This is a genomic window from Sphingomonas dokdonensis (assembly GCF_002197685.1).
GTDB classification, from domain to species: Bacteria; Pseudomonadota; Alphaproteobacteria; order Sphingomonadales; family Sphingomonadaceae; genus Sphingomonas; species Sphingomonas dokdonensis.
Map to the genome: position 1 here is coordinate 913,234 of NZ_NBBI01000001.1, position 24,740 is coordinate 937,973.

General features: G+C 67.4%; 28 protein-coding genes. 8 read left to right on the forward strand and 20 right to left on the reverse strand.

Annotation, left to right across the window (positions count from 1 at the left end; translation table 11 throughout):
* Positions 1-35 precede the first annotated feature (35 nt).
* The 9 genes from SPDO_RS04305 to SPDO_RS04345 are packed head-to-tail and all read right to left on the reverse strand — an operon-like array spanning position 36 to position 6,582.
* Positions 36-944, reverse strand: coding sequence for a DUF481 domain-containing protein (locus SPDO_RS04305; RefSeq protein ID WP_245829096.1), 909 nt, complete (start codon positions 942-944; stop codon positions 36-38).
* Positions 945-1,001: 57 nt separating this feature from the next.
* Positions 1,002-1,481: an RNA pyrophosphohydrolase gene (locus SPDO_RS04310; protein ID WP_088366149.1), complete on the reverse strand. Its 480-nt coding sequence runs from the start codon at positions 1,479-1,481 to the stop codon at positions 1,002-1,004.
* Position 1,482: 1 nt separating this feature from the next.
* On the reverse strand, positions 1,483-2,295 hold the full coding sequence (locus tag SPDO_RS04315; RefSeq protein ID WP_088366150.1) for a TrmH family RNA methyltransferase: 813 nt from the start codon (positions 2,293-2,295) through the stop codon (positions 1,483-1,485).
* A 16-nt stretch (positions 2,296-2,311) separates the two neighbouring features.
* Complete coding sequence (locus SPDO_RS04320; protein WP_088366151.1) at positions 2,312-2,581, reverse strand: HPr family phosphocarrier protein; 270 nt, start codon at positions 2,579-2,581, stop codon at positions 2,312-2,314.
* Complete coding sequence (locus SPDO_RS04325; protein WP_088366382.1) at positions 2,578-2,991, reverse strand: PTS sugar transporter subunit IIA; 414 nt, start codon at positions 2,989-2,991, stop codon at positions 2,578-2,580. The genes SPDO_RS04320 and SPDO_RS04325 overlap by 4 nt, the downstream gene beginning before the upstream one ends.
* Before the next feature lie 17 nt (positions 2,992-3,008).
* Positions 3,009-3,923: an RNase adapter RapZ gene (gene rapZ, locus SPDO_RS04330; protein ID WP_088366152.1), complete on the reverse strand. Its 915-nt coding sequence runs from the start codon at positions 3,921-3,923 to the stop codon at positions 3,009-3,011.
* Positions 3,920-4,339 carry an HPr kinase/phosphorylase gene (locus tag SPDO_RS04335; protein ID WP_281252552.1) on the reverse strand — a complete coding sequence of 140 codons (420 nt, stop codon included), beginning with the start codon at positions 4,337-4,339 and terminating at the stop codon, positions 3,920-3,922. The genes rapZ and SPDO_RS04335 overlap by 4 nt, the downstream gene beginning before the upstream one ends.
* A gap of 1 nt (position 4,340) precedes the next feature.
* Positions 4,341-5,909, reverse strand: coding sequence for a sensor histidine kinase (locus tag SPDO_RS04340; protein ID WP_088366153.1), 1,569 nt, complete (start codon positions 5,907-5,909; stop codon positions 4,341-4,343).
* On the reverse strand, positions 5,878-6,582 hold the full coding sequence (locus SPDO_RS04345) for a response regulator transcription factor (protein WP_088366154.1): 705 nt from the start codon (positions 6,580-6,582) through the stop codon (positions 5,878-5,880). The genes SPDO_RS04340 and SPDO_RS04345 overlap by 32 nt, the downstream gene beginning before the upstream one ends.
* A 95-nt stretch (positions 6,583-6,677) precedes the next feature.
* Between SPDO_RS04345 and SPDO_RS04350 the strand changes: the two genes are divergently transcribed.
* Entirely contained in the window at positions 6,678-7,769 is a 1,092-nt protein-coding gene (locus SPDO_RS04350) for a mechanosensitive ion channel family protein (RefSeq protein ID WP_088366155.1), read from the forward strand.
* A gap of 1 nt (position 7,770) precedes the next feature.
* Here SPDO_RS04350 and SPDO_RS04355 read toward each other — a convergent pair whose 3' ends face one another.
* Entirely contained in the window at positions 7,771-8,220 is a 450-nt protein-coding gene (locus tag SPDO_RS04355) for an NfeD family protein (RefSeq protein ID WP_088366156.1), read from the reverse strand.
* Positions 8,217-9,191 (reverse strand): SPFH domain-containing protein, encoded by a 975-nt coding sequence (locus SPDO_RS04360; RefSeq protein WP_088366157.1) that lies wholly within the window; start codon positions 9,189-9,191, stop codon positions 8,217-8,219. The genes SPDO_RS04355 and SPDO_RS04360 overlap by 4 nt, the downstream gene beginning before the upstream one ends.
* A gap of 120 nt (positions 9,192-9,311) precedes the next feature.
* On the opposite strand from SPDO_RS04360, the gene guaB reads away from it, so the two are divergent.
* Genes guaB through SPDO_RS04375 form a run of 3 tightly spaced genes read left to right on the forward strand, consistent with a single transcriptional unit; the run spans position 9,312 to position 12,485 of the window.
* Positions 9,312-10,769, forward strand: coding sequence for an IMP dehydrogenase (guaB, locus tag SPDO_RS04365; protein WP_088366384.1), 1,458 nt, complete (start codon positions 9,312-9,314; stop codon positions 10,767-10,769).
* A 6-nt stretch (positions 10,770-10,775) separates the two neighbouring features.
* Positions 10,776-11,948 carry an RsmB/NOP family class I SAM-dependent RNA methyltransferase gene (locus SPDO_RS04370; RefSeq protein WP_088366158.1) on the forward strand — a complete coding sequence of 391 codons (1,173 nt, stop codon included), beginning with the start codon at positions 10,776-10,778 and terminating at the stop codon, positions 11,946-11,948.
* A 33-nt stretch (positions 11,949-11,981) separates the two neighbouring features.
* Entirely contained in the window at positions 11,982-12,485 is a 504-nt protein-coding gene (locus SPDO_RS04375; RefSeq protein WP_088366385.1) for a tetratricopeptide repeat protein, read from the forward strand.
* Between the two features lie 365 nt (positions 12,486-12,850).
* Here the strand turns inward: SPDO_RS04375 and rsmA are convergent, their stop codons facing one another.
* From rsmA to SPDO_RS04395, 4 genes are read right to left on the reverse strand one after another with little or no spacing between them, the layout of a single operon-like run.
* Entirely contained in the window at positions 12,851-13,681 is an 831-nt protein-coding gene (gene rsmA / locus SPDO_RS04380) for a 16S rRNA (adenine(1518)-N(6)/adenine(1519)-N(6))-dimethyltransferase RsmA (protein WP_088366159.1), read from the reverse strand.
* Positions 13,678-14,673, reverse strand: coding sequence for a 4-hydroxythreonine-4-phosphate dehydrogenase PdxA (gene pdxA, locus SPDO_RS04385; RefSeq protein ID WP_425441919.1), 996 nt, complete (start codon positions 14,671-14,673; stop codon positions 13,678-13,680). The genes rsmA and pdxA overlap by 4 nt, the downstream gene beginning before the upstream one ends.
* 10 nt (positions 14,674-14,683) lie before the next feature.
* Positions 14,684-16,111: a peptidylprolyl isomerase gene (locus tag SPDO_RS04390; protein WP_245829099.1), complete on the reverse strand. Its 1,428-nt coding sequence runs from the start codon at positions 16,109-16,111 to the stop codon at positions 14,684-14,686.
* Positions 16,112-16,131: 20 nt separating this feature from the next.
* Complete coding sequence (locus SPDO_RS04395) at positions 16,132-18,390, reverse strand: LPS-assembly protein LptD (protein WP_088366162.1); 2,259 nt, start codon at positions 18,388-18,390, stop codon at positions 16,132-16,134.
* Between the two features lie 143 nt (positions 18,391-18,533).
* Here SPDO_RS04395 and SPDO_RS04400 point away from each other — a divergent pair, with 143 nt between their 5' ends.
* Positions 18,534-20,006, forward strand: coding sequence for a leucyl aminopeptidase (locus SPDO_RS04400; protein ID WP_088366163.1), 1,473 nt, complete (start codon positions 18,534-18,536; stop codon positions 20,004-20,006).
* Positions 20,006-20,446 carry a DNA polymerase III subunit chi gene (locus SPDO_RS04405; RefSeq protein WP_088366164.1) on the forward strand — a complete coding sequence of 147 codons (441 nt, stop codon included), beginning with the start codon at positions 20,006-20,008 and terminating at the stop codon, positions 20,444-20,446. The genes SPDO_RS04400 and SPDO_RS04405 overlap by 1 nt, the downstream gene beginning before the upstream one ends.
* A 12-nt stretch (positions 20,447-20,458) precedes the next feature.
* Here SPDO_RS04405 and SPDO_RS04410 read toward each other — a convergent pair whose 3' ends face one another.
* Positions 20,459-21,124 carry an MAPEG family protein gene (locus SPDO_RS04410; protein ID WP_245829102.1) on the reverse strand — a complete coding sequence of 222 codons (666 nt, stop codon included), beginning with the start codon at positions 21,122-21,124 and terminating at the stop codon, positions 20,459-20,461.
* Between the two features lie 26 nt (positions 21,125-21,150).
* Here SPDO_RS04410 and ndk point away from each other — a divergent pair, with 26 nt between their 5' ends.
* The gene (gene ndk, locus SPDO_RS04415) at positions 21,151-21,573 is read left to right on the forward strand and encodes a nucleoside-diphosphate kinase (protein ID WP_088366166.1); all 423 of its coding nucleotides are present in this window, start codon (positions 21,151-21,153) and stop codon (positions 21,571-21,573) included.
* A 4-nt stretch (positions 21,574-21,577) separates the two neighbouring features.
* Complete coding sequence (locus tag SPDO_RS04420) at positions 21,578-22,102, forward strand: GNAT family N-acetyltransferase (protein ID WP_088366167.1); 525 nt, start codon at positions 21,578-21,580, stop codon at positions 22,100-22,102.
* Here SPDO_RS04420 and SPDO_RS04425 read toward each other — a convergent pair.
* Genes SPDO_RS04425 through purM form a run of 4 tightly spaced genes read right to left on the reverse strand, consistent with a single transcriptional unit; the run spans position 22,084 to position 24,687 of the window.
* Positions 22,084-22,674 carry a hypothetical protein gene (locus SPDO_RS04425; protein WP_088366168.1) on the reverse strand — a complete coding sequence of 197 codons (591 nt, stop codon included), beginning with the start codon at positions 22,672-22,674 and terminating at the stop codon, positions 22,084-22,086. The genes SPDO_RS04420 and SPDO_RS04425 overlap by 19 nt on opposite strands.
* Positions 22,671-23,057 (reverse strand): MmcQ/YjbR family DNA-binding protein, encoded by a 387-nt coding sequence (locus SPDO_RS04430; protein WP_088366169.1) that lies wholly within the window; start codon positions 23,055-23,057, stop codon positions 22,671-22,673. Before SPDO_RS04430 ends, SPDO_RS04425 begins: the two co-directional genes overlap by 4 nt.
* Entirely contained in the window at positions 23,042-23,599 is a 558-nt protein-coding gene (gene purN, locus SPDO_RS04435; RefSeq protein WP_088366170.1) for a phosphoribosylglycinamide formyltransferase, read from the reverse strand. Before purN ends, SPDO_RS04430 begins: the two co-directional genes overlap by 16 nt.
* Positions 23,596-24,687: a phosphoribosylformylglycinamidine cyclo-ligase gene (gene purM / locus SPDO_RS04440; protein WP_088366171.1), complete on the reverse strand. Its 1,092-nt coding sequence runs from the start codon at positions 24,685-24,687 to the stop codon at positions 23,596-23,598. The genes purN and purM overlap by 4 nt, the downstream gene beginning before the upstream one ends.
* Positions 24,688-24,740 lie beyond the last annotated feature (53 nt).

The window sequence follows — 24,740 nt, forward strand, 5'->3', positions numbered from 1 at the left end:
AGACGCGTGCGCCGTCGCCGGCGAATGCCTGGCGATCAGAAGGTGTAGACGAGCGAGGCGCGGCTGGTCGTGTCGGTGGAGACGCGGCCGATCGGCGGCTCGCTTTCGTATTGCACGGTGTAGCTGAACTGCGCCTTCAGCGGGCCGACCAGCTTGGCGGCGAGCGCAGTCGTGCTGCTGACGGTGGAATTGTACCGCTGGAGATAGGCCGAGGCATCCTGACTGAGCGACAGGCCGGAAAACAGCTTCAGATCGAGATCGACGCTGCCGCGCGCCGCAATGCTGCTCTCGATCGTCGCATCGGTGAACTGGGTGTGACGGAAGGCGGGACCAAGCTCGAGGTTCAGCGTTACCGCGGGCGTTTGCACCGCGCTGTAGCCGGCACCGGCCGAGGCCGAATAGCGATCCGAATAGCCGAAGAAGCGGTCGCTTTCATATTGCAGCGCGCCGTAGACGTATTTGCGCGAGTCGATCTTCCAGTTGGGCTCGTACGCCGCGAGATAATGTTCGCGCGTGGTGATGCCGAGGCTGCGCTGGAAATCGACCTGGCCGCGCAGCTTGTGCCGCCACTCCAGCCCTTCGCGCGTCAGATCGAGAATGCCGGTGACGCCGGCGGTTTGCGTGTTGCCGGTGTTGACGAACCCGCCGACCTCGACGCGGCCGGTCCACAGATCGGTCCAGCCGGCGCGCACGATCCGCGCCTCGCGATCCTTCGCGCGAACCGCGCGCCAAGCGTTGGCGATCCGCAGGACCGAATCGCCGCTCGCCGGATCGGCGGCGCGGGCATATTTGACGATCGTCGCAACCTCGCTCTCGTTGCCCGAGGCGATCGCGGCGTCGAGCATCGCGCGGATCGGCGGCGGGATGACGATCTGCTCTTCGTCATCCGGCATCGCGCCATCGATAGTCGGGCTGGAGGCGGCGAGGAGGAGTGCAAGGATCACCGCCGAGCGCTACCGAAGGCAGCGCGGCAGGTGAAGGAGCCGCGGATGGATCGTGGCTCAGCCGAGATGAGCGGAGAAGGCGGCGAGCACCTCTTCGTACAGCGCGCGCTTGAACGTCACGATCAGCGTCGTGAGATCCTGCGGGTCGGCCCAGCGCCACGCGCGAAATTCGGGATGCGCGGTTTCGATCCGGACGTCCTCGTCCTGCCCCAGAAAGCGGAACAGGAACCAGCGCTGAGTCTGACCGCGGTATTTGCCGCCCCAGACCTTGCCGATCAGTTCGGGCGGCAGGTCATAAGTGAACTCGCCTGGCGCTTCGGCAACCAGCTCTACCTTGTCGGGGGAGATGCCGGTTTCCTCGCCAAGCTCGCGCACCGCCGTATCGAGCGGCGCCTCGCCGGGATCGATCCCGCCCTGCGGCATCTGCCACGCCTCCAGCGTCGAATCGAGCCGCTGGCCGACGAATACCTGCCCCTGCCGGTTCAGGAGCATGACGCCGACGCAAGGGCGATAGGGCAGGTGGGCGGGGTCGGTCATCTCAATCCTTTGCAGGCGGGGTGTGATGGGCCAGCACTTCATAGGCCATCACCGCGGTGGCGACGGCGGCGTTGAGGCTATCCGCCTTGCCCAGCATCGGCATCTTTACCAGCAGATCGCATTCGGCCTCCATCTCGGCAGGCAGTCCCTGCGCCTCGTTGCCGGTGAGGAGGAACGTCGGCGCGGCATAGGGCGCGGTGCGATAATGGTTCTCGGTGCGAAGGCTGAGGCCGACGAGCTGGCCAGGGCCCGAGCGCAGCCACGGCAGGAATGCCTCCCAGTTGGTCCGCACGATCGGCATGGTGAACAATGCGCCCATGCTGGCGCGCACCGACTCGGTGGAGAACGGGTCGACGCAATCGCCGACAAGGATCAGCCCGCCCGCACCGACCGCGTCGCCGGTGCGCAGGATGGTGCCGAGGTTGCCGGGATCGCGCAGCCGCTCGGCGACCAGCCAAATCGGGCTGCGCGTGCGGTCGAGCGTCGCGAGATCGGTGTCGAAGACCGCAAAGGCGCCGACCACCGACTGCGGATTGTCCTTGCCCGACAGCTTGGAAAGGATCGCCTCGCTGGTTTCGATCACTTCGCCGCCGGCCGCTTCGACATCGTGCGTCAGGGCGAGAACGAGCGGGTGCTGGGCGCTGGCCTGGGCGTAGAACAGGAACTGCGGCAAGCGACCGGTCTCGCGCGCCTCCGTCAGAATGCGCAGCCCCTCGGCGAGGAACATGCCTTCTTCGCGCCGGTGCCGCTTGTCGCGCAGCGCCTGGATGCGTTTGACCAGCGGGTTTGAATAAGCCGTAATGAGACGAGGCATTGGCTGCGATCGGCCCTCAATCCTCGCCGAACTTGTCTTCGACAAGCGCGCACATGACGTCCACCACCGAGGCCGCGTTTTCACCCTCGGCGCTGATGGTGATCGTATCGCCCTTGGCCGCGCCCAGCATCATCAACCCCATGATCGACGTGCCGGTGACGGTGGAGCCGCCCTTCGCCACCTGAACGGTGATCGGCTGCTGCGTGGCGAGGGTCACGAACTTCGCGCTAGCGCGGGCATGCAGACCGCGGCGGTTGGTGATCAGCACATCGCGGCTGGCGCTCACGCAGCGGCCTCGCCGACGCCAAGCACCTCGGAGGCGACGGAAATATATTTGCGGCCGGCCTCGCGCGCGGCGGCAACCGCGGCGGCGACGCCCATCTTGCGACGGGCCGATTCCAGACGGATCAGCATGGGCAGGTTGATACCGGCGATCACCTCGACCCGCCCGCGTTCCATCAGCGAAATGGCGAGATTGGACGGTGTGCCGCCGAACAGATCGGTAAGGACGATGACGCCGCGGCCGCTATCAACCTCGGCAATGGCGGCGCGAATATCGGCGCGGCGCGCCTCCATGTCGTCATCCGGGCCGATCGCCACGGTGAGCACCTGCTTTTGCGGGCCGACGACATGCTCCATCGCCGTTACAAACTCATCGGCCAAGCGGCCATGCGTCACGAGCACCAGCCCGATCATCTGCGTCATTATTCCGTTCATTGCCCGTCAGGCCGTCCCTCGAGCCGTTCTTGCTGCACTGCCGCAAGATCACGATGGGTGACCGTGGGCGAAAATGCCGCATCGCGCAACCGTGCTGCGATCCGCTCCGCGACATGAACCGACCGGTGTCTCCCACCGGTACAGCCGATCGCTATGTTTATATATGATTTTCCCTCCGCCCGATAGCGCGGAAGGAGGAGCAGGAGCAGATCCTCGATGCGGCTGACCGCGGGCTCATAGGCGGGATCCTCCGCAACATAGGCGGCGACATCGGCGTCCTTGCCGGTGCCGGGGCGGAGCTGGGGCACCCAATGCGGATTGCGCAGGAAGCGCATGTCGAACACCAGATCCGCGTCTTGGGGCAGGCCGCGCGAAAAGCCGAAGGACATGACCGATATCGCCGGATCGCTGAGCCCGGGCTGCGCAAAGATCCGACGGATGTGCTGCGCGAGATCGGCGCTGCTGAAATGACTGGTATCGATGAGGCGCGATGCGCCGCGACGCAGCGGCTCCAGCAACTCACGCTCCTGCGCAATGCCTTCGCGCGCAGGGCGATCAAGCGCCAGCGGATGACGGCGCCGTGTCTCGTCATACCGTCGGGCAAGCTCCTCCGTCGCGCAGTCTAGAAACAAGGCATCGACATTGCGGCGGCCGGCGGCATGCAGGCGATCGATCTGGCGCACGATCGCGGCGGCGTCGAAATCGCGGGTCATGGAGCCGATGCCGATCGCCAGCGGGCGCGATGTGCCGGCCTGCGCGGGTGCTGCCTCGGTATGCAGCAGGCGATCGAGGAGGCTGAGCGGCAGATTGTCCACCACCTCCCAGCCGAGATCCTCCAGCGTCTTCAGCACGGTGGATTTGCCCGCGCCCGACATGCCGGTGACGAGCAGGATTTCAGGCGGCGAGTTCATGGCAAATCATGCCTCAGCGCATGCTCGATCACAAGCGGCGCGGATGGAGGAAAGGGATCGAGCGTCAGCGTTCGGATCGGTATGTCGAGGAAGCGTTCGGTCTGCCGCTCGGGCATGCGGTCGACCGCCGGCCGCAGATAGACTGCAAGCGCAACCGCGACATCAGCGACATGCGGGAGGGCGATGATGCCCAATCCGCGCACCTCGATCTTGCCGGCGATCGTCGATGGTGCGCGGGCGATCAGCAGCGCGCCCGATGGCGCAAGCTGGGTGTAATCGTCCGACACCAGGACGGCGCCGCGATCGATGAGGCGCAGCGCCAGATCGGACTTGCCCGCGCCGGAGGGACCGAGCAGCATCACCGCGCGACCATCGATCGCGATCGTGGACGCGTGGATGATCTGCGTCGCCGCCACGTCAGCGCGCCGATGCCAGCGGGAGCTGCACCACGAAGCGTGCGCCGCTCAGGCGATCCTCGCGCGATTCGACGCGGATCGTGCCGCCATGCGCCTCCACGATGGTGCGCGCGATGGCGAGGCCAAGGCCGGAATGCTGGCCAAAGCCTTCGCTGCTCGGGCGCACGGAATGGAAGCGGCGGAAGATCGCGTCGCGCTCCTCTTCGGGCACGCCGGGACCTTCGTCCTCGAAGCGCAATTCCAGCCTGTCGGCCATGTCCTGCGCCGCGATCGAGACGAGACCGTCATCGGGCGAGAACGAGACGGCGTTGTCGATCAGGTTTTCGAATACGCGTTCGAGGCGCGTTCCTTCGCCGAGGATAACGGCGGCGCTGCCGATATCTTCGTCGAAGCGCAGTCGTATGCCGCGCTCCACGCCGCGATGCTCGCGCTGGGCGAGAAGACCGCAGAGCATGGCGGCGGCGTCGACCGGCTCGAAATTGGCGCGACTGAGCTGCGCGTCGATCCGCGAGGCATCGGAGATGTCGCTGATGAGGCGATCGAGCCGATGGACGTCGTCGCGCACGATGGCGAGCAGGCGCTCCTGCAACGCGGGATCGCGCACGCTGCCGAGACCATCCACAGCGGAACGCAGCGAGGCGAGCGGATTCTTCAATTCATGCGTGACGTCAGCGGCGAAGGCCTCGGTAGCGTCGATGCGGTCGCGCAGCGCCAGGCTCATGTCCGACAAGGCGCGGGCCAGCATGCCGATCTCGTCAGCGCGTTCGGGAAGGCGCGGCACCACGACCTCGCGCGCACGGCCGAGGCGGACGCGCACTGCGGCGCGCGCAAGGCGGCGGAGCGGTCGGACGATCGTGCGGGCGAGGAAGAGCGAAAGAAAGATCGAGACCAATGTGACGACCAGGAGGACGACGCTCAGGCGGAACCGCTCGACGCGCACGGTCTGCGTGATGTCGCGGGCGTTCACCGTCGTCATGACGGCAGCGGGGCGGCCGGGAATACGCGCAGCGGCGGTGATTACCGGCGTGCGATCGGGCGCGCGCCAGACGGTGGCGGAGGGATAGCCGGTGAGGGCGATGCGCACGTCGGTCCATGTCCGGCCATCCGCCTTTTCACGGTAAAGGGGCGGGCGTTTCGCGCCGACAACCGTGTCGATGCCCGCATCAAGAAAGCGTGCGACCCACTGTCCGGTGCCGTCCTTGTCCGGATCCCGCAGGACGAAGTTGCGCTCGCCCAGCGCGCGGCTGTCGAGCAGGAGGGGACCGTCGGCGGCGTAGATGCGCAGGCGCCCGCCGGTGTCGCGGGCGAGCTGGCGGATCAGCGGCTCCTGCTGGTCCGGCCCTGCCACGCTCAATCCCTCGGCGATCAAGCGCGCCTCGCGCATCGCCTGCTGCGTGCGGCTGTCGAGGATGCGCGCGCGATAGCTGTCGAGATAGAAGAACCCGCCAGCCAGCAGCAGCAGCGCGAAGATGTTGACCGCAAGGATGCGCCGGGTGAGCGAGACGCGACCCGACCAGCGCAGCGCAAGGTCGTTGGAGTCACTCCTCGGAGAATCGGTATCCGGCGCCATACAGGGTCTCGATGGCGTCAAAGGTGGGGTCCACCTGACGGAATTTGCGGCGCACGCGCTTGATGTGGGAATCGATCGTGCGATCGTCGACGTAGATGTCGTCCTGATAGGCGGCATCCATCAACTGATTGCGCGTCTTCACGATGCCGGGGCGCTGCGCGAGCGTTTCCACGATCAGGAATTCGGTGACGGTCAGCGTGACGGGCTCGCCGTTCCAGGTGACGCGGTGGCGCGCCGGGTCCATCGAGAGCCGCCCGCGATCGATCACCGGGGCGCTTTCCGAGGCGCCGGCATCGGGCGCCTGCGCCAGTTCCGCCCGGCGCAGGATGGCGCGGATGCGCGCGATTAGCAGCCGCTGGCTGAACGGCTTGGCGATATAATCGTCCGCGCCCATGGCGAGGCCGAGTGCCTCGTCGAGTTCGTCATCCTTGCTGGTGAGAAAGATGACCGGCATCTGGCTGCGTTCGCGCAGGCGCCGCAGCAGCTCGAGCCCGTCCATCCGCGGCATCTTGATATCGAAGATCGCGAGATCGGGCGGATTGTCGACCAGCGCCTTCAGCGCGGTTTCCCCATCGGCGTAGAGCCGCGTGAGAAACCCTTCCGCCTGAAGCGCGATCGACACGGAGGTGAGGATGTTGCGATCGTCATCAACGAGCGCGATCGTTGCCGTCATGCCGCCCGCGTTAGGACAAACGGTGCGCGCGCTCAATGCCGGCAGCGACGAAGCGCCGGGGCGGAACCTAGTGCGGCGGTCGTCATTGGGGCGGCATGAGCCTTGACTGGAGCCAATGGGACGTGCCCGACGCGGTCGCGAATGCAGCGATCGTGCTTGGCGCGGTGATCGTCGCGCTTGTCGTGCACGCGTTGTTCATGGCGATCGCACGGCGGCTGGCCGGGCGCACGCCGGACTCGGTCGATGACGCTGCGGTGGCGCTGTCCAAGCGCCCGTTGCGGTGGGTGGCGGTGGCAGTAGCGCTGGCGGTGGCGCGACGCTTTCTTATCCTGCCCGGCTGGGCGGACGATCTGTGGAAGGTTGCGGCCGGCTTCATCGTGCCGGGGCTGATCGGCTGGCTGATCGTCACCGTGGTGCAGGTGTACATACGCGCGATCGAGCTGCGCTACGATATCGCGGTCGCCGACAATCTGCGCGCGCGCAGCCGGCGGACGCGCGTGGCGATCCTTGGCCGGATCATGATCATCGGCGTGTCGCTGATGACGATCGCGCTGATGCTGCTCTCGATCCCCAGCATTCGCAGCGTGGGCATCACGCTGATGGCGTCGGCGGGCCTCGCGGGTCTGGCGGTGGGTGCGGCGGCGCAGCCGGCGTTGAAGAACCTGATCGCTGGCGTCCAGCTCGCCTTTACCGAGCCGATCCGCATCGACGACGTGCTGATCGTCGATGGCGAATGGGGCAAGGTGGAGGAGATCCGGCTCACCTATGTCGTGATCGCACTGTGGGACGAGCGGCGGCTGGTGGTACCGGTGTCGCGCTTCCTCGACACGCCGTTTCAGAACTGGACGCGCAACACCAGCAAGCTGCTGGGCAGCGCGTTCTTCTGGCTCGACCCCACAACCGACGTGCCGCGGCTACGCGCCAAGTACGAGGAGATCGTGCGCGCCAGCCCGCTGTGGGACGGGCGCGCGTTCGTGCTGCAGGTGACCGACACGAAGCCAGATGCGATCGAGGTGCGCGTGCTCGCGACGGCCAAGGATGCCGCCACGACGTTCGATCTCAGGTGCGAGATCCGCGAGGCGTTGCTGGCGTTCATCCGCGACGAGATGCCGGAGGCTTTGCCCAAGCGCAGGCTGGCGACCGTACCGGTCGCGCTCAATCACCCAGAAGCCGCAGCATCGGTTTGAACTACAGCGGCTCGACGCTGACGATGCCGCCGACGACGGCGGTGATCCGCATCCGCGCACCAGCTGGCGCATCAGGTCCGGCAGCGGGCCAGGCGCCGTCGCCGATCTGCACGCGGCCGCGACCGCCGACGATCGGGTCGGCCACGGTGACGGTTTCGCCAACCAGCCGACGCGCACGATCGTTGAGCAGCGGATCGTCGGTGTCGACCGGATAATCGACATACCAGCGCCGGCCGATCAGCACCGCCACCGTGCTCCACATGGCAAAGGCGCCTAGCTGCGCGGCGACGGGCAGCTCGGGCAGCACGAAAGTGGCGGCGGCGACGATGGCGGCGGCGATCCCGAGAAAGATCAGGAAAACGCCTGGTACGACCAGCTCCGCGCCGGCAAGCAGGACGGCCGCGATCAGCCACAGGCTCGCATCGCTCATCGCCAGCCCGCCGATGGTCATTGTCGCGGCTCACGGGGGACCGTCGGCACGCTGGGCTTGGCGCGGGGGGCAGCGCCCGGCGCTTCATCGCCGAACGTTGCCTTGGCGAGCTCTCCGATGCCGCCCAATGTTCCGATCAGCTGCGTCGCCTCGACCGGGAAGAGGATCGTCTTGGCATTGGGGCTGGTGGCGAACTTGCCGACTGCTTCGACATATTTCTGCGCGATGAAGTAATTGAGGCTCTGCGTCCCGCCATGCTCGATCGCGGCGGAGACGACCTGGCTCGCCTTTGCCTCCGCCTCGGCGGCGCGCTCGCGTGCCTCGGCATCGCGGAAGGCGGATTCGCGGCGGCCCTCGGCCTCCAGGATACGCGCCTGCTTCTGCCCCTCGGCGCGCAGGATTTCCGACGCGCGCGCGCCCTCCGCGTCGAGGATATTGGCGCGCTTTTCTCGTTCAGCCTTCATCTGTCGGCCCATGGCGTTGACGATATCGGCGGGCGGGCGGATGTCCTTGATCTCGACTCGCGTGATCTTGACGCCCCACGGCGTGGTGGCGTGATCGACCACGCTGAGGAGGCGCGCGTTGATCTCGTCGCGTTTCGACAGCGTCTCGTCGAGGTCCATCGAGCCCATCACGGTGCGCAGGTTCGTGGTGGTGAGCTGCAGGAGCGCGACATACAGGTCCGACACTTCGTAGGCGGCCTTGGCAGCGTCCAACACCTGGAAGAAGACCACGCCATCGGTGGAGATCATCGCATTATCCTTGGTGATGATCTCCTGCCCCGGAATGTCGATCACCTGCTCCATCATGTTCACGCGCCGACCGACGCGATAGAAGAAGGCGGGATAGAAGTTGAAACCGGGCGTCGCGGTGCGGGTGTAGCGGCCGAAATGCTCGATCGTATATTGGTGGCCCTGCCGGACGATCTTGATGCTGGCCAACAGATAGAGCAGCACCACGCCCAGAAGCAGCGCAGCCGTGACGAGTGCCATTGTCGTTCATCCCCACCAAGTTCGCGCCAGCTTAGCAGGGCGAGGCATGAGGGCCTAGCGGATCGTCGCCGCCGCGGTTACATGGGCCGCCACTCCCGCGCGACACGGAAACGGCACTTCATGGATATTCGGCTCGGCCTCACCTTCGACGACGTTCTTCTGGTACCCGCGGCATCGGAGGTCTTGCCGAGCGAAGCGGATACGCGGACGCGCGTGACGCGTGACATCTCGCTCAACATCCCGGTGCTGTCGTCGGCGATGGACACGGTGACGGAAGCCGACATGGCGATCGTGATGGCGCAGCTGGGCGGAATGGGCGTGCTGCACCGCAACCTGACCGTCGAGGAACAGGTCGCCGCCGTGCGCCAGGTGAAGCGCTTCGAGAGCGGGATGGTGGTCAATCCGATCACCATCACGCCGAGCGCGACGCTGGCGCAGGCGCAGGCGATAATGGCGCAGCACCGGATCAGCGGCATTCCCGTGGTGGAGACGAACGGCAAGCTGGTCGGCATCCTGACCAACCGCGACGTGCGCTTTGCCGAAAATCCGATGCAGCCGGTGTCCGAGCTGATGACGCGCGACAATCTGGCCACCGTGCGCGTCGGGGTGAGCCAGGAGGAAGCGCGACGGTCGCTGCACCAGCGCCGGATCGAGAAGCTGATCGTCGTCGACGACGATTACCGCTGCGTCGGCCTGATCACCGTGAAGGACATCGAAAAGGCGGTGACCTATCCCGATGCGACCAAGGATGCGGCCGGCCGGCTACGCGTCGCGGCGGCAACGACGGTGGGCGACAAGGGCTTCGATCGAACCGAGGCACTGGTCGATGCGGAATGCGACCTGATCGTAATCGACACCGCGCACGGGCATAATCGCGACGTGGCGCGCGCGGTGGAGCGGGTGAAGAAGCTGTCCAACTCGGTCCAGGTGGTTGCCGGCAACGTTGCCACCGGCGCGGCGACCCGCGCGCTGATCGACGCGGGAGCCGATGGGATCAAGGTCGGCATCGGGCCGGGCTCGATCTGCACCACGCGCGTGGTGGCGGGCGTGGGCGTGCCGCAGCTGACGGCGGTGATGGATTGCGCCGCGGCGGCGGCCGACAGCGGCGTGCCGGTGATCGCCGATGGCGGCCTGCGCACCTCGGGCGATCTCGCCAAGGCGCTGGCCGCTGGCGCATCGACCTGCATGGTGGGGTCGCTGCTCGCGGGGACGGAAGAGGCGCCGGGCGAGACGTTCATCTATCAGGGGCGGGCGTACAAATCCTATCGCGGGATGGGCAGCGTCGGCGCGATGGGGCGCGGCTCGGCGGACCGCTATTTCCAGGGCGAGATCAAGGATCAGCTGAAGCTGGTGCCCGAAGGGATCGAGGGGCAGGTGCCGTTCAAGGGGCCGGCGCGCGACGTGATCCATCAACTGGTCGGCGGCATCAAGGCGGCGATGGGCTACACCGGATCGGCGACGTTGGCGGACCTGCGCGAGCGGGCGGATTTCGTCCGCATCACGGGGGCGGGGCTGAAGGAAAGCCACGTGCACGACGTGACGATCACGCGCGAAGCGCCGAACTATCCGACGCGCTGACGCCCGATGAAACCGGCCGCACGCACGCAGGCGGCGATCGAGCTGCTCGACGCGATCATCGCCGCCGCACGCGAGGGCGGGGCGGCGGCGGACACGCTGATCGCGCGCTATTTCTCGACGCGCCGCTATGCCGGGTCGAAGGACCGCCGGGCGGTGCGTGAGCTGGTTTATGCCGCCATCCGGCAGTGCGGCGAAGTGCCGGCGAGCGGGCGGGCAGCGATGCTGTTGCTGGCGCAGGACGACGCCGAGCTGGCGGCGCGGTTCGACGGGTCGGCGCATGGGCCGGCGCCGGTGCCGGCCGGGGAAGAGCCGGCCGCGGCTGGCGTGGTGCCGGCCTGGCTGGAGCGCAAATTGGCCGAGTCCGGGTTGGACGCGGCCACTTGGCCGGCGCTGGTCGATCGGGCGCCGCTGGACGTTCGCCTGCGCCGCGATGTTGCCGCTTCGACGCTGCAGGAGGTGGTGCCGGAGGCTGTGCCGATCGCCGGGCTGGTGCATGGCTGGCGTCTGCCGGCGGGCACCGACGTGGCGCCGCTTGCCGGCGCGGCTGAGGTGCAGGATGCCGGCAGCCAGGCGGTGTCGCTGGCGGCGGCGGTGCGGCCGGGGATGACCGTGGTCGACCTGTGCGCGGGGGCGGGCGGCAAGACGCTGGCACTCGGTGACGCGATGGAAGGACAGGGGCGGATCGTCGCGTGCGACGTGGATCGCGCGCGGCTGTCGCGGCTGGCGCCGCGGGCCGAGAAGGCGAATCTGCATATCGTTGAAACGCGCCTGCTCGATCCCAATCGGGAGGCGGCGGCGCTGGCGGACCTGAATGGCGCGGCGGACGTCGTGTTCGTCGATGCGCCGTGTTCGGGCACCGGCACCTGGCGGCGCAACCCGGAGGCACGCTGGCGGCTGACGCCGGCGCGATTGGACCGGCTGGTTGCGACGCAGGCGCATGTGCTGGGCGTTGCCGCGCCGCTGGTGCGGCCAGGCGGTACGCTCGTTTACGTGGTCTGCTCGCTGCTCGATGCGGAGGGCAAGGATCAGGTGGCGCGCTTCCTCGCGGATCATCCGGGCTGGCAGGCGAGCGCGCCGGCGATGCCGATGGGAACGAAGCATGGGGATGGCGTGCGCCTGACCCCGGCGCATGACCATAGCGACGGTTTTTTCGTCGCTTGCCTCTCGGCGCCGTGCTAATCCGGCCTTGCCGTGCCCAAGCTGGAGCCCTTGATGCGTTATACGTCAGTCGCCGTTGCCGCCGCCCTTGCGATGGTTTCGATCTCGACTTCGCTCCACGGCCAACGCCCCGACGACCAGATCGACGCCAAGTCGCTCGCCTTGCTGCAACAGGGCAAGGCCGCACGCGCGGCGGGCAATGCGGACGGTGCGATCGGGCTGCTCGAATCCGCGGCCGCGGTCGATCCGCGCAACCGGCAGGCGTTCATCGAAATGGCGGAGATTTCCGAGCGCCAGGGCCTGCCGGGCAAGGCGATCCGCCTGTACCGCGAGGCGTTGCTGCTGGAGCCGAACGATATCGAGGCGCTGAGCGGGCAGGGTCAGGCGCTGGTAATCAAGGGCGCAGTGGCGCGGGCCAAGGAGAACCTCGCGAAGGTCAAGGCGCTGTGCAAGACGACCTGTCCGCAGGCGACCACGCTGGCGGCGAGCATCGCCAAGGGGCCGCCGGTTTCGACGGCACAAGTGACGCCGCCCACGTCGGTGCCGGCGAAGAACTGAAACGCAGTTCGCTGATCGGCCTGGTGTTTACGGCGGTGACATCGGGCTTACTTGACTTGGTAGGGGACAGGGTCGGCTCTCGCACCGCTGCTCGCCAATGCTTTCCCACTTGGGCGCCAGCCATCGCCGAGGCCCCGCTTAGACTTGAGCCGCTTGGCTGGACCGCCGTCGCAAGTACCTGATTACGAAACGACGCTTTATGTGGCGCTATCGCACTTTGGCGGTGAACTGCCGCGGTGCAGCGTTCCTGCGCACCCCTGCTCGCGAATGCTTTATTAACTAGGCCCCGACCTTAGCCTGGGCGGCGAATGTCGCTAGGTGGCCGAATTCAAACCAGCGCGTACCGAGGCGCCGAGCACGTTACCTTAGCCGCCGTCGGGAATGCTCAGGCGGCGGGCCAGCGCGACGAATTCGGCCACGCTGACGGTTTCCGCGCGCCGGGTAGGGTCGATCCCTTCGGCTTCGAGCGCGGCGAGCGCGCCGGGCAGGCTGCGCAGGCTTTGGCGCAGCATCTTGCGGCGCTGGCCGAAAGCGGCGGCGGTGAGTGCCTCCAGCTTGGCGAGCTTCACGCCCTCGGGCGCTTCGCCCGGTACGATGTGGACGACGGCCGACATCACCTTGGGCGGCGGGGTGAAGGCCGAGCGATGGACGGGCATGGCGATCCGCGGCGTACTGCGCCATTGCGCGAGCACGGCGAGCCGGCCGTACGCGTCGGTGCCCGGGGCGGCGACGATGCGATCGGCGACCTCGCGCTGGAACATCAGCGTCAGCGATTGCCACCACGGCAGCCACGGCGCGGAAAGCCAGCCGACGAGCAAGGCGGTGCCGACGTTATACGGCAGGTTGGCGGCGATGTGCGGCTTGCCGCCGAACAGGGGCTGCGGGTCGATCGCCAGAGCATCGCCCTCGATCACCTTCAGCTGATCGGGATACGTTTCGCCGAGTTCGGCGAGCGCCGGAATGCAGCGCCGGTCACGCTCGATTGCCGTGACCCGAGCGCCGGCGGCGAGCAGCGCGCGCGTGAGGCCACCGGGACCGGGCCCGACCTCCAGCACCTCGGCACCGTCCAGATCGCCGGGGATGCGGGCGATGCGGCCGAGGAGTTGCGCATCGAACAGGAAGTTCTGGCCGAGCGCCTTGGAGGCGCTGAGGCCGTGCCGCGCGATGACGTCGCGCAGCGGCGGCAGCTCCGTCACAGGTGCGGGCAAGCGGCGCGATGCGCGGCGGCGCTGGCCGCCATGGCGATCGCCGCCATCATCGCGCCAGGCTCCGCGCGGTCCTGCCCGGCGAGCCCGAATGCGGTGCCGTGATCGGGCGATGTGCGCACCACCGGCAGGCCAAGCGTGATGTTCACCCCGTCGTCGAAGTGCAGCGCCTTCAACGGAATCAGCGCCTGATCGTGGTAGCAGCAGAGCGCGGCATCATATTGCGCGCGTGCGCGCTGGTGGAACATGGTGTCGGCGGCGAACGGGCCGGTGATGTCGATGCCCTCCTCACGCAGCAGGGCGACCGCTGGTTCGAGCACCTCGATCTCCTCGCGGCCCAGCGCGCCGGACTCGCCGGCATGCGGATTGAAGCCGGCGACGGCGAGCCGCGGCTCCGCGATGCCGAAGTTGCGGCGCAGACCACGCACGGTTGCGCGCGCCTTGGCCGCGACCATGTCGATCGTCAGCAGCGAGGACACTTGCGCCAAGGGCACGTGCGTCGTCATCGGCACGACCCGCAGCGACGGACCGGCGAGCATCATCACCGAATTGTCGCGCGACACGCCGAACCGTTCGGCAACGAACTCGGTCTGGCCGGGATGGTTGAAGCCGATGCCGTAAAGCTGCGCCTTCGACACCGGCCCGGTGACAAGCGCGGCGGCGGCACCCGATCGGGCGAGCCCCACGGCAAGCTCCAGCGAATGTAGCGCGCAGCGGGCGCCATCGGCGTCGGGCTGACCGGGCACGATCTCCCCGCCATCCTCCACGGTGAGGACGGGCAGGGCGGAGCCGAACGCGTCGGCGACCTCGCGAAGATCGGTGATGGGCGCGACGGGGCCGTCCCACACACGCGTGATCGCGCGTGCGTCACCGACGGCGAAGAACGGCGGCAGCTCGGCGGCTTCGCGCCCGGCCCAGGCCTTGGCGATCACTTCGGGGCCGATGCCGGCGGGGTCGCCCATGGAGACGGCAAGAGGAGTCACGACCGGGATCTCAGCGATACTCCACGATCGCGTCGCGCCGCAGATCGCGCAGCGCCTGCTGCGCGCGCAGGTTGACGCGCTGCTGCTCCAGCTGGTTCTGGATCTGCTCCGTCCCCGGCAGCTGCGCGGTGCTGGTATCGTCCCGGCCGCACAGGACCAGCGTGCGTACGCCTTCTTCGGGATTGCCGAAGGGCGGGCTGGCCTGACCGACCTGAAGGTTCAGCATGATCTCCTGCAGTGGCGCGGGAAGATCGCGGATGCGGATGGCGTCGTTCTGCACCACCTCGGCGTTGATGGTCGAGGCGACGCGCTCGACCGAGCCGCAGCCCTGCAGCTTGTTGATCGTGCTGGCGAACTCGGCGGTGCGCTGGCTCGCCTGCGCCTGCGTGGTGCCGCGCGGGAACTTGATCGTCATCTGCTTCAGGCTCAACCGCGCATCGCGCGGATTGGCGGTGAGCACCTGACGCTTGTCGACCAGATACAGGATCGAGAAGCCGCCGGGGACGGGGACCGGGCCGACGACCTGACCGACCTGCATCTGCGATGCGGCTTCGGCGAGCTCCGGCGGGATCTGCGCACCGCGCACCCAGCCCAGATCGCCGTTGACGCCGCGGGTCGACGCCTCGGAGAAGTTGCGGGCGAAATATCCGAAGGGCGCCTGGCCCTTCTGGATCTCGCCGATCAGCTGACGCGCCGCGCCATAGACCTGCTCGGTGCGGTCGGGCGTGGCAGAGAGATAGATTTCGTTGAGGTGATATTCGTCGGTGCCCTTGGCAGCCTCAAGCCGGTCGAGGATGGCCTTCACCTCTTCCTCGCCGACATTGACAAACGGCTCGACGCGGCGGCGCAGATAGCGCTGCCATGCCAGCTCACCCTCGATCTGACGACGGATCGACCGCTCGGACGAGCCCTGCTGGCGCAGAAACGTGCGGAACTGATCGGGCGTTTGCTTGAAGTTGCTGGCGATGCGATCGAAGCTCTGGTTCAGCTCGGCATCGGTAATGGTGATGTCGGCCGTCTTCGCCTGCTGGATCTGGAGCACCTCGTCGATCAGCTGCCGCAGCACCTGGAGGCGCAGACGGTCGATCTCCTCGGGCGGCAGCTGCGTGTTGTTAGCCGCAAGGATCAGCGCGACGCGCTGGTCGACGTCCGTGCGGGTGAGCACGTTGTCGTTCACGATCGCGGTCGCCTTGCGGACGTTCGGATCGACCTTGCCGAAGATCTCGAGGTTCTGCGGAATGTTCAGCCCGGTGTTATCCGGCAGCGACTGATCGTTCACGGTTGCCGGCCCGGCCTGCTGACCGGTGGCGGCACCTGCCGCGGCCAGTGCCAGCGCCACGCCCGCGATGCGGCCAAACCGCAGCGCCTTGTTGCCCATCGTCGTCACTCGTTCCGGAATCCCATGTTGCGCGCCGTTGGTGGCGACACGGCTCTGCATTTTTCTAGCTGAACCGGGGCTTAGCGCCCGAGGTTCTTCAACGCCAGCGTCAACAGGAAGCTGCTGCCGCGGCGCGCGTCGCCGGTGGTGCGATAGTCCTGCCGCCAGGTGACGCCGAGCGTGAGGCAATCGTCCTCATATTGCACGCCGAGCCGGTGACGGATCGGATCAAAGCCGTCCGACAGCGAGAAGACATCGTCGGTCCGGTCGGTCAGGTCGATCAGCCCGGAGGCAAAGGCGGACCAGAAGCGGGCGAATTGCACGCGGCCGCCAACCCGGATCTCCTCGCGATCCTGCAGATCCTCTAGCTGGTCGATGTCGCGGTTCAGGCGCAGATAGCCGACAAGCAGATAGGTCGCACGGGAACCAACCGTCGCATCGATCTCGTTGCGGCGCACGGCCAGGCTGTTCTTGTCCAGCCGATAGCGGTGGGTGAGCGAGACAAAATCGCGGAAGCGCACGGTGGTGCGGCCGACGATGTCCGAGAAGCGATCGCTGAGCCCGGTGCCCGAGGGGAAGATCGTCTCGCGATTGTCGAGGCGGTAGCTCTGCCCGATGTTGGTGGCGATGCTGAGCCCCGGCAGATCGAGGCCGTAATCGAGACCATAGGTGGCGCGCGATGAATCCTCCCAGCGGTCGTAGCCGGCGAAGCGATTGAGCGCGAAGAGGTTCGAATCCTCAAGGTCGATCGCGCGGGCGTCCTCGTTGGGCAGGTCGAGGTTCTCGATCTTGGGCGAGGCGACGATCTGAAGCCGCGGGGTGATGCGCTGCGTGCCGCCGAACAGCTCGCCGACGAAGGGCCAGCGCACATCCACCGCAACCGCGCCGATCGCGCGCGAATGGAAGCCTTCCAATCCGCGATACCGCACCACGTTGGTCGCGGCGGTATCGTCGGTGTTATAGGCGTCGGCGCGGGCGAAGGCGGTGAAGGTGACTTCCTGGCCCCAGTTCGTCAGGCGGCGCAGATCCCAGCGCGCGCTGGCAAAGGCGCGCTGCGTGTCCTGCCCTGCCTTGCGGCCGAGCGCGAGCGTGTTGAGCTGGAACTGCACAGTGCCGCCGAGCAGGTCTTCCTTCATGCGGCGACGATAGTCGAGTTCGGGCAGGGCGACGGGCTGAAGACCCTGCCGCTCGCCCACGCGCAGCGTCTGGGTGGCCCAACCGGCGAGCGAGAAATAGCTGTCGCGATCGATCCGCTCGAGCGCGAACGTCGTGCGCAGGCGATCGGCGCGCGAGATGTCGTAGCGGCGCAGGAACGTGCGGTCGGTGGTGAGGCGCAGCGAGCCGGACAGGCTCCAGTTCTCGTCGAGCTGGAAACGGCCGACGCCATCGAGATAACCGCGGAAGGCGCGCTCGGTGGAGGAGGCAAAGCCGCTCGACAGATCGTCGCTGCGGCGGCTGGCGGTGCCGTAGCCGGTGATGCTGAACGCGCCGAGCTCGTTCAAATGCTCGTAATTGGCCTGCAGCATCGGCAGCACGTCCGAATAGACGTGCGGCGTTACCGTCAGCTTGCGGTTGGGCGCGAGCCGGAAGAGATAGGGGGTGGCGACCTCGAAGCCGTTCACCCGATCGTAGCGCACGCTGGGCGACAGGAGCCCGCTGGCGGTGCCCTCGCCGATCGGGTGGGAGAATTTTGGGAGCGGGATGGAGGGAAGGCCGAACAGGTGGACCTGGCCGCCGGTGTAATAGACCCGCTCGCGATCGGGCCGGTACGTCACCTTCACCGCCGTGACCTTCCACGTCGGCTCCTTCGGACAGCCATCCGAATCGACCACCGAACAGGCGGTATAGGCCGCGCGGTCTAGCGAGATGGTGCCATCCTCGTAGCGGGTGCCGCGATCGGCGGCGAGCCGCCCGCCGCGGTCCAGCACGACCAGCATGTTGTCGACTAGACCGTCTTTCAGCGAATCAGTCAGCTCGATCTGATCGCCATAGGCCGTGTCGCCCTGCGGATTGGTGACGGCGATGTTACCGGTGGCGATCACTTTGCCGGTTTTGCGGTTCCACACCACCTTGTCCGCGCGCAGCCGCTCGCCGGCGCGGAACATGCGCACGTCGCTCGTCGCGGTGACGATGTCCTGCTCGTAATCATATTCGAGCATGCCGGCGCTGAAGTTGATCTGATCCTCTGCTGCCGCGCCTGGCGGCGGCGCAGCGGGTGCTTCGGGTAGGGGCGGTGCAACCGGACGATCCTGGAGATCCTGCGCGGCGGCAACGCCCGGCAGGCCGAGCAGCAGGGCCGCAGAAAACGCGCAACCGGACAGAAGGTCGAGACGCGTCACTCGCTTACTCGCAAAGCTTGAACCCCTTTTCGCCGCCTGGTGCCGGCTTGATCATCGGCCCTATCCATCGACGCGGCGGGGCGCAACGCTTTGCCTCCGGCGGCCGGACACCCTATCTGCAGCCCGAAACAAGAGGAATAGCCATGAACGTGACCTTTGCCGCCAATCGTCCTGCGGAAACGCCGGTGCTCGCGCTGCCGGTGACCAAGGCCGGTGCCGCCGCCATTGCGCCGGCTGGCCTGGACGAATCGGCCCGCGCCATCGTTGCCGCCGCTGCAGCAGGGCAAAGGTTCAAGGGTGAGGCGGGCAGCGTGGCGGAGGCCTATGTCGCAGCGGGGAAGGGCGCGAGCCGAATCCTGCTGCTTGGCGTGGGCGAGGGTGACGACGCGAGCTACGAGCGGGCGGGCGGCGCGCTGACGGCGAAGCTGCTCACCTCCGGCGTGAAGGCAGCGACCGTCGACCTGACCGGCAGCGGCGCCGATGCCTCGGCCGCAGCGCGGCTGGGCGCGGCGATCGCGCAGCGGGCATGGCGCTTCGATGAGTATCGCACCAAGCTGGCGGACGATGCCAAGCCGTCGTTCACGGACGTGACGATCGTCGGCGCGCCGGCCGACACCGATGCCGCGTGGAACGCGCGCAACGCGGTGACGCAAGGGCTCGCGCTCACCAAGACGCTGGTGACGCTGCCGCCGAACATTCTTTACCCGGAAAGCTTTGTCGAGATCGTCACCAAGGCGACCGAGGGGCTCGGCCTCGAGGTGATCGTGCTGGATGAGCCGGCGATGCGCGAGCTGGGCATGGGCGCGCTGCTGGGTGTATCGCAGGGCTCGCGGCGCGAGGCACGCATCCTGGCGCTGAAGTGGAACGGCGCGGGTGCGGGCGATCCGGCGCTGGCGCTGGTCGGCAAGGGCGTGACGTTCGACACGGGCGGCATCTCGATCAAGCCGGCCGCCGGCATGGAAGACATGAAGTGGGACATGGGCGGCGCGGGCGCGGTCGCCGGCGCGATGAAGACGCTCGCCATGCGCAAGGCCAAGGCGAACGTGATCGGCGTGATGGGGTTGGTCGAGAACATGCCGGACGGCAATGCACAGCGGCCGGGCGACGTGGTGACCTCCATGTCCGGCCAAACGATCGAGGTGATCAACACCGATGCCGAGGGGCGCCTGGTGCTGTGCGATTGCGTCACCTGGGTGCAGCGGACGCACAAGGTGAAGACGATCGTCGACCTCGCCACGCTGACCGGCGCGATGATCGTCAGCCTGGGCAACGAGATGGGCGGCCTGTTCGCCAATGACGATGGCCTGGCGGACCAGCTGCTCGCGGCGAGCAAGGCAAGCGGCGACCAGTTGTGGCGCTTCCCGATGGGGCCAGGCTACGACAAGCTGATCGACAGCCCGATCGCCGACATGAAGAACGTCGGCCCGCGCGGCGGCGGCTCGATCACCGCGGCGCAGTTCATCAAGCGCTTCGTCGACGAGGGCGTGCGCTGGGCGCACCTGGACGTCGCAGGCATGGTGTGGTCCGACAAGGACGGCCCGACCTGGGGCAAGGGCGCGACCGGCTATGGCGTGCGGCTGCTGGACTCGTTCGTCGCAAGCAACTTCGAAGGCTGATGCAGGTCGATTTCTATCACCTGACGCAGATGCCGATCGAGCGCGCGCTGCCGCGGATCGCGGAGCGCGTGCTTGCCGGTGGCGAGCGATTGTTGATCGTGGGCGCGGATGAGGCGCAGCGCACCGCGATCGACCGCCTGCTGTGGGACTATGCGGCGGACAGCTTCCTGCCGCATGCCTGCGCCGGTGCGGGCGATGACGGCGCGCAGCCGATCCTGATCGCGGGCGAGGTGAACGCGGCCAACGGCGCGCGCCACGTCGCGCTGATCGATGGCGAGTGGCGCGAGGCGACGCTGAAATTCGACCGCGCCTTTCACTTCTTCGACGACGAGCGGATCGAGGAAGCACGAACGGCGTGGCGCTCGCTGGCCGGGCACGACGGCATCGAGCGACGCTATTGGAAGCAGAATGAGGATGGGCGATGGGAGCAGGCGGCCTGATCGCTGCAACGATCAGGCGGCCGAGCCGACCGCGATCGTGGCAGCGCACGCCACCAGCGCCATGAGGCTCGGATAAAAGGTCAGCCCAAAACCATACGCCCGTGCGGCCGCTCCCCGCCGGTAGCCGATCCAGAACAGCAGCCGGCCGACGCCGAACAGGCAGACCAGCGCGACGATCGACATGCGTGCTTGCGAGAAGGTCGCGGCGACGATGAGGTGAGCGCCGATGGCGAGCATCGCCTGCTCAAGCGTGTTTTGCAGGATCGCGCGTGCCTCACGCACCTTTTCCGACGCGCGCGCGACACTGCTGCCGGCTATGTCCTGCGCCGAAAAGAAGCGCATCCGGGCGACATTCGCGATGCCCGCTGCCAACCATAGAATTACAAAGGCGTCCGCTCGGATGGTGAAGGCCACGCGCTGTGTAAAGGGGATCGGTCCGAGCGCCCGATCCGCCCCCACCCCAAAGGCAATGACGACGATTGCCGTCACGAGCGCGGCGCCCATGCCCCATGCGACGCGACGCTGCTCCCGTTCGAACTCGCCAACGCTCATGTTGCGGCCCCATCGCGAATTGCAAGCAAAGGGACTCCCGCCAACCAGTACACCCTGCTTACGACTGATAGCTGGGTAGTTGCGCTGCCCGCATCCCCCCGCTAACGGCCCCGCAGTTTCCAGCATTCCCAACACAGGAGCAAGCGACCATCATGGCCGCCAATCGTACCTTTTCGATCATCAAGCCCGATGCGACCCGTCGCAACCTGACCGGCGCCGTCACCAAGATGCTGGAGGAAGCCGGCCTGCGCGTCGTCGCATCCAAGCGCATCCAGATGACCAAGGAGCAGGCCGAGGGCTTTTACGCCGTCCACAAGGAGCGTCCGTTCTTCAACGACCTCGTCTCCTTCATGATCTCCGGCCCGGTGGTCGTGCAGGTGCTGGAAGGCGAGAACGCCGTGCAGCGCAACCGCGACATCATGGGCGCGACGAACCCCGAGAACGCCGACGCCGGCACGATCCGCAAGGAACTGGCCGAATCGATCGAGGCGAACTCGGTGCATGGTTCGGACTCGGACGAGAATGCGGCGATCGAAATCGCCTATTTCTTCAAGCCCGAAGAGATCGTCGGCTGATCCGATGACGCAAGACTGGCGGCTGCGCCGGGCCACCGCGGCGGATGCGCCGGCGGTGGCGATGGTGGCCGCCGCCAGCTTTCTTGAAACCTTTGCCGGCATCCTGCCCGGCGAAGATGTCGTGGCGCATTGCGCACGCAACAGCTCGCCGGCGAGGTTCGCCGGCTGGGCGGATGACGCGGCCAGCGTCGTCACCCTTGCGGAACATCCCGTGGGGCACGCGCCGGTCGGCTATTCGCTGCTGACTCGCCCCGATCTGCCGATCGAGCCGCTGGATGGCGATATCGAGTTGCGCCGCATCTACGCGCTGTCGGTGACGCGCGGGACGGGGCTGGGGCATCGGCTGATGGCGTTGGCGCTTGAGGATGCGGCGGCGCTGGGCGGCAAGCGACTGCTGCTGGGCGTGCTGGGTACCAACAAGCGGGCACGGGACTTCTACGAGCGCGAAGGCTTTACCCTAGCGGGCACGCGGCGCTTCAACGTCGGCGCCGGCTGGTACGACGACGTGATCTACGCGCGGGCGCTCTGACGCCGCATTTCGGCCGACCATAGCGCGTCGATCCGTTTGCGATCGCCCTTCTGCTCGCGCACCCGCACCGCCTCGATCGTGAGGCTGCGACCTCCGACAAGGCGGCCATGCGTCCGCCAGACGATCTCCACGATCCCGCGCCCTTCACGCGGGCTGTCGCCGACCATGTAGCGCGTGGTCACGAGGAGGGGCAGGCGCCCCTCGCGATCGTCTGCGCCGCCATCGGTCGCCTTCAGCACCGCCGCGGCAAACCAATCCTTGTCGATCCGCGCGGTGGCCGGTGCTTGCCGCTCGATGCCGAGCGCAGAAGGGAAATCGATCGCGGTGTCGATCAGCTCGTGCTGCGCATCCGACAGGCGGATTTCGCTGCCGCCGCGCGCAAGATCGGCATCCAGATTGAGCCTTACCTTGGCGGCGCCGGCTGCGGCACTTGCCGCGGCACGCTCCTGCGCGGCCTGGCGTTTGTCGCTCCAGTTGAGGCCAAGCGTCAGCGCGCCGACGACCAGGCCGAGCACCGCCACCATCTCGGGCAAGGTGATCAGGCGTCGGCGGCTCTTCGGCGCGTCGCTCACCGGCCGCCCGCTTCCAGCAGGCGGCGGGGCGCGGCGAGTTCCCAACTGACGGCGATCCGATCGGCGACATGGTCCCAATCGGTGTCGGGCGCAGCGACTCGGATCGCGATCCAGCCGGACGACCCCAGATAGGCAGGCTTGTAGTAAAGGTCCGGGTCCGCCTCGATCAGCATGGTCTGTTCCTCGGCGCCGGTGGTTTTCAGCAGAACCGCCGTCTCGCCGTCGCCGTGGTGATCGTGCCAGAAATAGGCAAAGAACTTGCCGTTTTCGATGTGAAAGCCCGGCGCCCCGTGGGAGGGGCGCTCGGCGGCTTCCGGAAGAGCCAAAGCGATCGACCGGACGCAATCGAGCGCATCGGCGGGGGTATTTACCTGTTCAGCCATTCGGCCAGAACGCGCGGATACAAACGATGCTCCTCGGCGAGCACGCGCGCGGCGAGGCTTTCCGCAGTGTCGCCTGCCAGGATCGGCACCTCTGCCTGGCCGAGCACCTCGCCGCCATCCAGCTCTTCCGTCACCAGGTGAACCGAGCAGCCAGCCGCCTCGTCTCCGGCGGCGATCGCGCGGGCGTGCGTGTCCAGCCCCTTGTACTTCGGCAGGAGCGAGGGATGGATGTTGACGATCCGCTCGCGCCAGCGCGCGACGAACTCGTCCGAGAGGAGGCGCATATAGCCGGCGAGCGCGAGATATTCCGCGCCGGCCGCGCGCAATGCGGCATCGAGCGCGGCCTCGTACGTGGCCTTGCCGACATCCTTGGGCGAGAGCGCAAAGGTCGCGATGCCATGCTCCAGCGCCCAGGAAAGGCCGGGCGCGCTCGGGCGATCCGAGGCGACGACCACCACCTCGTAGGCCGATCCTGCACCGGCGACGAGCGACTGCATGTTCGATCCCCGGCCGGAGATCAGAATGCCAAGCTTTACCGTCATTGGTGGTGCGTGGCGGTCCAGGGTGCGCGGGCGCTCCAGGTTTCGGCGCTGCCGGTAACGGTGCAACCCCGCTCGCCGGCCTCGATCGCACCGATGCGGAACACCTGCTCGCCCGCAGCTGACAGATCTGCCGCGACTGCCTCGGCCTGATCGGCAGCGACGATCACCGCCATGCCGATGCCGCAGTTGAAGGTGCGCGCCATCTCCTCCGGCTCGATCGCGCCCTGCGCTTGCAGGAACGCCATAAGGCGCGGCTGCGCCCAGGCGTCCGCATCGATGCGCGCGTGCGTGCCGGCGGGCAGGACACGGGGAATGTTCTCGAGCAGGCCGCCGCCGGTGATATGCGCCAGACCCTTGATCCGGCCGGCGGTGACGAGCGGCAGGAGGCTCTTCACGTAGATGCGAGTCGGCGCCATCAGCGCCTCGATCAGGAGAACGTCGGAATCGAACAGCGCGGGGCGGTCGAGCCGCCAGCCCTTGTCTGCAGCAAGGCGGCGCACGAGCGAAAAGCCGTTGGAGTGCACGCCTGAGGAGGCGAGACCAAGGACCACGTCACCGGTGCTGATCTGCGCGCCCGTCAGCACGCGGTCCCGCTCAACCGCACCCACGCAGAAGCCGGCGAGGTCATAGTCGCCATCGGCATACATGCCTGGCATTTCCGCGGTTTCGCCGCCGATCAGCGCGCAGCCGGCGATGCGACAGCCCTCTGCGATGGAGGCGATCACGCGCTCCGCCACCGCGGCGTCGAGCTTGCCCGAGGCATAATAATCCAGGAAAAACAGCGGCTCGGCGCCCTGGACGATCAGATCGTTGGCGCACATCGCGACGAGATCGATGCCGACGCCGTCGTGCCGGTCGTGCTCGATCGCGAGTTTCAGCTTGGTGCCGACGCCGTCGTTCGCCGCGACCAGCAACGGATCGGTGAAGCCCGCCGCCTTCAGATCGAAGAAGCCGCCGAAGCCGCCAAGGTCGGCGTCAGCGCCCTTGCGCCGCGTCGCGCGCGCCAAGGGCGCAATCGCCCGAACCAGTGCATTGCCCGCCGCGATCGACACGCCGGCCTGCTCGTAAGTGTACCCGCTTTCGCTCATGCGACAGCCGCCTAGCCACAACGCGCTTGGATTTCCACGCCTGCTTCGCCAAA

Coding starts and splice junctions, on each gene's coding strand:
- SPDO_RS04310 (WP_088366149.1), bottom strand. CDS start 1,481: ATGACCGACCCCGCCCACCTGCCCTATCGCCCTTGCGTCGGCGTCATG.
- SPDO_RS04315 (WP_088366150.1), bottom strand. CDS start 2,295: ATGCCTCGTCTCATTACGGCTTATTCAAACCCGCTGGTCAAACGCATC.
- SPDO_RS04325 (WP_088366382.1), bottom strand. CDS start 2,991: ATGATCGGGCTGGTGCTCGTGACGCATGGCCGCTTGGCCGATGAGTTT.
- rapZ (WP_088366152.1), bottom strand. CDS start 3,923: ATGAACTCGCCGCCTGAAATCCTGCTCGTCACCGGCATGTCGGGCGCG.
- SPDO_RS04340 (WP_088366153.1), bottom strand. CDS start 5,909: ATGGCGCCGGATACCGATTCTCCGAGGAGTGACTCCAACGACCTTGCG.
- SPDO_RS04345 (WP_088366154.1), bottom strand. CDS start 6,582: ATGACGGCAACGATCGCGCTCGTTGATGACGATCGCAACATCCTCACC.
- SPDO_RS04350 (WP_088366155.1), top strand. CDS start 6,678: ATGAGCCTTGACTGGAGCCAATGGGACGTGCCCGACGCGGTCGCGAAT.
- SPDO_RS04355 (WP_088366156.1), bottom strand. CDS start 8,220: ATGACCATCGGCGGGCTGGCGATGAGCGATGCGAGCCTGTGGCTGATC.
- SPDO_RS04360 (WP_088366157.1), bottom strand. CDS start 9,191: ATGGCACTCGTCACGGCTGCGCTGCTTCTGGGCGTGGTGCTGCTCTAT.
- guaB (WP_088366384.1), top strand. CDS start 9,312: ATGGATATTCGGCTCGGCCTCACCTTCGACGACGTTCTTCTGGTACCC.
- SPDO_RS04370 (WP_088366158.1), top strand. CDS start 10,776: ATGAAACCGGCCGCACGCACGCAGGCGGCGATCGAGCTGCTCGACGCG.
- SPDO_RS04375 (WP_088366385.1), top strand. CDS start 11,982: ATGCGTTATACGTCAGTCGCCGTTGCCGCCGCCCTTGCGATGGTTTCG.
- SPDO_RS04390 (WP_245829099.1), bottom strand. CDS start 16,111: ATGCAGAGCCGTGTCGCCACCAACGGCGCGCAACATGGGATTCCGGAA.
- SPDO_RS04400 (WP_088366163.1), top strand. CDS start 18,534: ATGAACGTGACCTTTGCCGCCAATCGTCCTGCGGAAACGCCGGTGCTC.
- SPDO_RS04405 (WP_088366164.1), top strand. CDS start 20,006: ATGCAGGTCGATTTCTATCACCTGACGCAGATGCCGATCGAGCGCGCG.
- SPDO_RS04410 (WP_245829102.1), bottom strand. CDS start 21,124: ATGCTGGAAACTGCGGGGCCGTTAGCGGGGGGATGCGGGCAGCGCAAC.
- ndk (WP_088366166.1), top strand. CDS start 21,151: ATGGCCGCCAATCGTACCTTTTCGATCATCAAGCCCGATGCGACCCGT.
- SPDO_RS04420 (WP_088366167.1), top strand. CDS start 21,578: ATGACGCAAGACTGGCGGCTGCGCCGGGCCACCGCGGCGGATGCGCCG.
- SPDO_RS04430 (WP_088366169.1), bottom strand. CDS start 23,057: ATGGCTGAACAGGTAAATACCCCCGCCGATGCGCTCGATTGCGTCCGG.
- purN (WP_088366170.1), bottom strand. CDS start 23,599: ATGACGGTAAAGCTTGGCATTCTGATCTCCGGCCGGGGATCGAACATG.
- purM (WP_088366171.1), bottom strand. CDS start 24,687: ATGAGCGAAAGCGGGTACACTTACGAGCAGGCCGGCGTGTCGATCGCG.